This window comes from Rhodanobacter fulvus Jip2 (assembly GCF_000264315.1).
In the GTDB taxonomy this organism is placed as follows: Bacteria; Pseudomonadota; Gammaproteobacteria; order Xanthomonadales; family Rhodanobacteraceae; genus Rhodanobacter; species Rhodanobacter fulvus.
This window is the reverse complement of sequence record NZ_AJXU01000032.1, coordinates 1-4108: the sequence shown is the minus strand read 5'-3', so window position 1 is coordinate 4108 and position 4108 is coordinate 1. Positions and strand designations below refer to the sequence as shown.

At 67.0% G+C, this 4108-nt stretch carries 3 protein-coding genes; 1 reads left to right on the top strand and 2 read right to left on the bottom strand.

The window, feature by feature from the left end:
- Positions 1–150 precede the first annotated feature (150 nt).
- Both UU9_RS08745 and UU9_RS08740 read right to left on the bottom strand, forming a co-directional pair.
- Positions 151–897, bottom strand: a complete 747-nt coding sequence (locus tag UU9_RS08745) for a pteridine reductase (protein WP_007081383.1) — start codon at positions 895–897, stop codon at positions 151–153.
- A gap of 78 nt (positions 898–975) precedes the next feature.
- Positions 976–1758, bottom strand: coding sequence for a hypothetical protein (locus tag UU9_RS08740; protein WP_007081382.1), 783 nt, complete (start codon positions 1756–1758; stop codon positions 976–978).
- Between the two features lie 195 nt (positions 1759–1953).
- Between UU9_RS08740 and UU9_RS08735 the strand changes: the two genes are divergently transcribed.
- Positions 1954–4089 (top strand): TonB-dependent receptor, encoded by a 2136-nt coding sequence (locus UU9_RS08735; RefSeq protein ID WP_007081381.1) that lies wholly within the window; start codon positions 1954–1956, stop codon positions 4087–4089.
- Positions 4090–4108 lie beyond the last annotated feature (19 nt).

Sequence of the window (4108 nt, the reverse complement as noted above, 5' to 3'; positions counted from 1 at the left end):
TGCCCGGAGGGCTGAAGGGGGCGCTTTTCGCCTTTAAAAAAACAAGATCACGAGCGTCCCCCCATCCGCCTTCGGCACCTTCCCCCGCAAGCGGGGGAAGGAAAGTCTGGTGCTGGTGCTGGTGCTGGTGCCGCTCGTGCGTTTGCGCCGCTACACCGACAGCGTGCGTCCGCCATCCACGCGCAACACCTGGCCGGTCACGAACGGCGCATCGCGCAACAACCACAGCACCGCGCCGGCCACGTCTTCGGGCGTGCCGGCGCGCTGCATGGGCGTGCGTGCCAGCATGGCCTGTTGATCGTCATAAGGCTTGCCGTCGCTCGGCCACATGACGGCGCCGGGAGCCACGCCGTTGACGCGCACCAGTGGCGCCAGATCCAGTGCCAGCGAACGCGTCATCGCCGCCAGCGCGGCCTTGGCCATGCAATACAAGGGGTGGTTCGCCAGCGGCCGCTCGGCATAGATGTCCAGCAAATTCACGATGCCGCCTTGTGCCTCGCGCAGCGCGGGCACGGCCGCCTGGCTGAGGAAGAACGGCGCCTGCGCGTTGGAGGCGAACAGCTCGTTCCATTGCGTCGGCGTGGCCTCGCCCACGGGCGTGGGGTAGAACGCGGAAGCGTTGTTGACCAGCGCATCGAGCCGGCCGTAATGCGCCAGCAACGATTCGACCAGCGCGGGCAGCGCGGCGGTATCGGCGAGCTCGCCCTGCAGCAGCAAGGTGCTGCCCGCACGTTGCCGTTCCAGCGCGTCGGCCAGCGCGGTGGCCTCGGCGGCGGAGTGGCGGTAGTGCAGCGCCACGTCGTAGCCGGCCGCATGCAGCGTGTGCGCGATCACCGCACCCACGCGGCGGGCGGCGCCGGTGATCAGGACGACGGGACGTTCAGTGCGCGACTTCATGCATCGGTTCCACGACGATTCGACCCACAGCTTGCCGCAAAGCCCGGGCGGGCGTCATCCGCCGCGCCACGGCCAGGCTCATTCCGGCTCGGGTTTGCGTGGTTTCCGGCTGACCGTCCTGCGCGCCGCGCCGGCCGCCTTGCGCGCGGTGCCCGCCACCTTGCGTGCGGCGCCGGCGACGGACTTGCCCGCGCTGCTGCGCGACGACTTCACTTTCGGCCTGGCTGGCGCGGCGCCGTCGCCATCGTCGGCCTCACCTTCGATGGCAATCTCGCTCTCGAACATCTCGATCGCGGTTTGCGCCACTTGCCCGGTGTCGTAGTACGCATACGCGCCCACGCCCAGCGCGCCGATCACCGGCAGCCAGCGCGAGAGGCCCTTGTTCAACGTGCGCTGGGTGATCTTGACGCCCACCTGGCGCGCCACCCGCTGCGCCACGCTGTGCGACATGCGGCGGAATATGAGGCGGTCACCCATGCGCACCACCAGGTCGCGGAACGCCTGCGCCGCGGTATGCCGGAACAGGCACCACAACATCTGCTCGCGTCCCAGCGTGGCGTGCCGGCCGTAGGCGGCGGCGATGTCGCTGACCATCTGGCCCTGGATTTTCCAGATCGCCACCAGCTCCGGCAGCAAGGTCAGCCAGCCCAGCGGGCCGGGCGGCAAGGCCAGTGAACCGGCCGCCAGCGCCGCGCGCTGGGCCGCGCGCGTGGCGAGCTTGCGCGCCTCGCTGTCGGGGTCGGTGCTGTGGCCGATCCGGCTCGATGGCACCTGGCTGACGAAGTCCAGCACGGCCTGCGCGATGCGGCCGTGGTCGGTAGGCATGAGGGTGGCGGGTACGTTTTCGCTGCGACTTGGCATGCGGACTCCGTGGCGGCGTGCCGGTGGGCGCGCTGGTTCGCCAGTGTAGGCACGCGACGTGAAGCGCGGGTGGGGCAGCGTGCCCCTGTCCCACAGAAAGGCGGGGCACATGCCTTTCGGCACAGGCAGCGTTTGCCGCTTGATGGATATGTTATAACATAACAAAAAGACATCTCCGCCAGACTGGAATCCCCGATGAAGCCTTCCCTGCTCGCCGCGAGCCTCGCGCTCGCGCTGGCCGTGCCGTCCCCCTCCGTTCTTGCGGCCGATACGCCAGCGGCGACCGCGCTGCCCCAGGAGAGCCATGCGCAGAATCTCAGCGTCATCGACGTGTCGGCCGCGCTGGACCAGGCGCGCAACGCGCTGTCGCCCGACACCGGCAGCAGCCAGTACGTGATCGATCACAAGGCGATCGCGCAACTGCCGCTGGGCGCATCCACGCCGATGAACCAGGTGCTGCTGCAGGCGCCCGGCGTGGTGCAGGATTCGTACGGCGGCCTGCATGTGCGCGGTGACCACGCCAACCTGCAATACCGCATCAACGGCGTGATCATTCCCGAGTCGATTTCCGGCTTCGGCCAGACCCTGGATACGCGCACGATCCAGACCGTGAAGCTGCTCGACGGCGCATTGCCGGCGCAGTACGGCCTGCGCACGGCGGCGGTGGTCGACATCACCACCCGCAGCGGCCATGAGCTGGGCAACGGCGGCAGCGTGGGCATCACCGGCGGCTCGTTCGGCACGCTCAATCCGAACGCGTCGATCTGGGGCAATGCCGATCGCTGGAGCTGGTTTTTCACCGGCAACACCATGGAGAACGACGCCGGCATCGAAAACCCCACCGCCAGCCGCAAGCCCATCCACGACCACACCAACCAGGCCCGCGGCTTTGGCGACATCAGCTACCTGATCAACGACAGCACCCGCCTCAGCTTCCTGTTCGGTGTCAGTAACAACCGCTTCGAGATCCCCAACAACCCGAACCAGCAACCGGCGTTCGGCTACCTCGACACCGTGGATTTCGATTCGGCCGCGTTGAACGAGCGCCAGCGCGAAAACACCCGTTTCGGCGTGCTGGCCCTGCAGGGCAAGATGGGCGCGACCAACTACCAGGTGTCGCTGGGCCAGCGCTACACCAGCGTGGTCTACAGCCCGGACCGGATCGGCGAACTGATGTTCAACGGCATCGCCTCCGACGTCGGCCGCAGCAATCGCGCCAGCACCTTGCAGGCGGATTTCGCGATGCCGATGGGCAGCAGCCACACCTTGCGCTATGGCCTCTACGGCAGCTTCGAGCGCGCCGCCAGCGGCAACGACGCGTGGGTGTTTCCCGCCGATGCCGACGGCAACCAGGCCAGCACCACGCCGCTCAACATCCTCGACAACAGTCGTCTGATCGCCCGGACCTGGTCCGCCTACGTGCAGGACGAATGGAATATCGGTGAGGACTGGACGCTGAACTACGGCCTGCGCGGCGACCAGTACCAGCTGACCCGCACCGAGAGCCAGCTGAGCCCGCGCCTGGGACTGGTGTGGCAGGCCAGCGACAGCACCGTGGTGCACGCCGGCTACTCGCGCTATTTCACGCCGCCGGCCACCGAGATGATCGCCAGCAGCAACATCGCGAAGTTCGACGGCACCACCAATGCGGTGGCCGACACCGGCAACAACATCCCGCTGGCCGAGCGCTCGGACTATTTCGATGCCGGCATCCAGCAAAGCATCGGCACGGCCTGGACCATCGGCGTGGACGCCTACTACCGCAAGGTGCAGCGCTTGCAGGATGAGGGCCAGTTCGGCTCGGCATTGGTCTATTCCACCTTCAATTACGCCGCCGGCCGGGTGAAGGGTGTGGAATTCACCGTCAATTACGCGCAGGGGCCGCTGTCGGCGTACTTCAATGCCTCGCTGGGCAAGGCCATCGGCAAGCGCATCATCACCAGCCAGTACAACTTCGATCCGGCTGACCTGACCTATGTCGACAACCACTGGATCCAGCTCGATCACGACCAGAAACTGACCTCATCCGGCGGCATCCACTACGCATGGGACGACCAAACCAGGGTTGGCGCCGACTACCTGTTCGGCAGCGGCCTGCGCAAGGACGGCGACGTGCCGAACGGTGCCTCGTTGCCGGCGTATTTCCAGCTGAACCTCAACGTCGCGCATGACTTCATGCTGGGCGACAACGGCAAGCTGCACACGCAACTGGCGCTGCTCAACGCGCTCGACCGCAGTTACGCGCTGCGCGACGGCAGTGGCATCGGTGTCGGCGCCCCGCAGTTCGCCCCGCGCCGCGGCGTTTATCTCAGTGTGCAGAAGGATTTCTGAGGGAATCGGGAATCGGGAA

What these genes read in the sequence shown, in the direction of transcription:
- UU9_RS08745 (WP_007081383.1), bottom strand. Translation starts at nt 897, where the DNA reads ATGAAGTCGCGCACTGAACGTCCCGTCGTCCTGATCACCGGCGCCGCC.
- UU9_RS08735 (WP_007081381.1), top strand. Translation starts at nt 1,954, where the DNA reads ATGAAGCCTTCCCTGCTCGCCGCGAGCCTCGCGCTCGCGCTGGCCGTG.
- UU9_RS08740 (WP_007081382.1), bottom strand. Translation starts at nt 1,758, where the DNA reads ATGCCAAGTCGCAGCGAAAACGTACCCGCCACCCTCATGCCTACCGAC.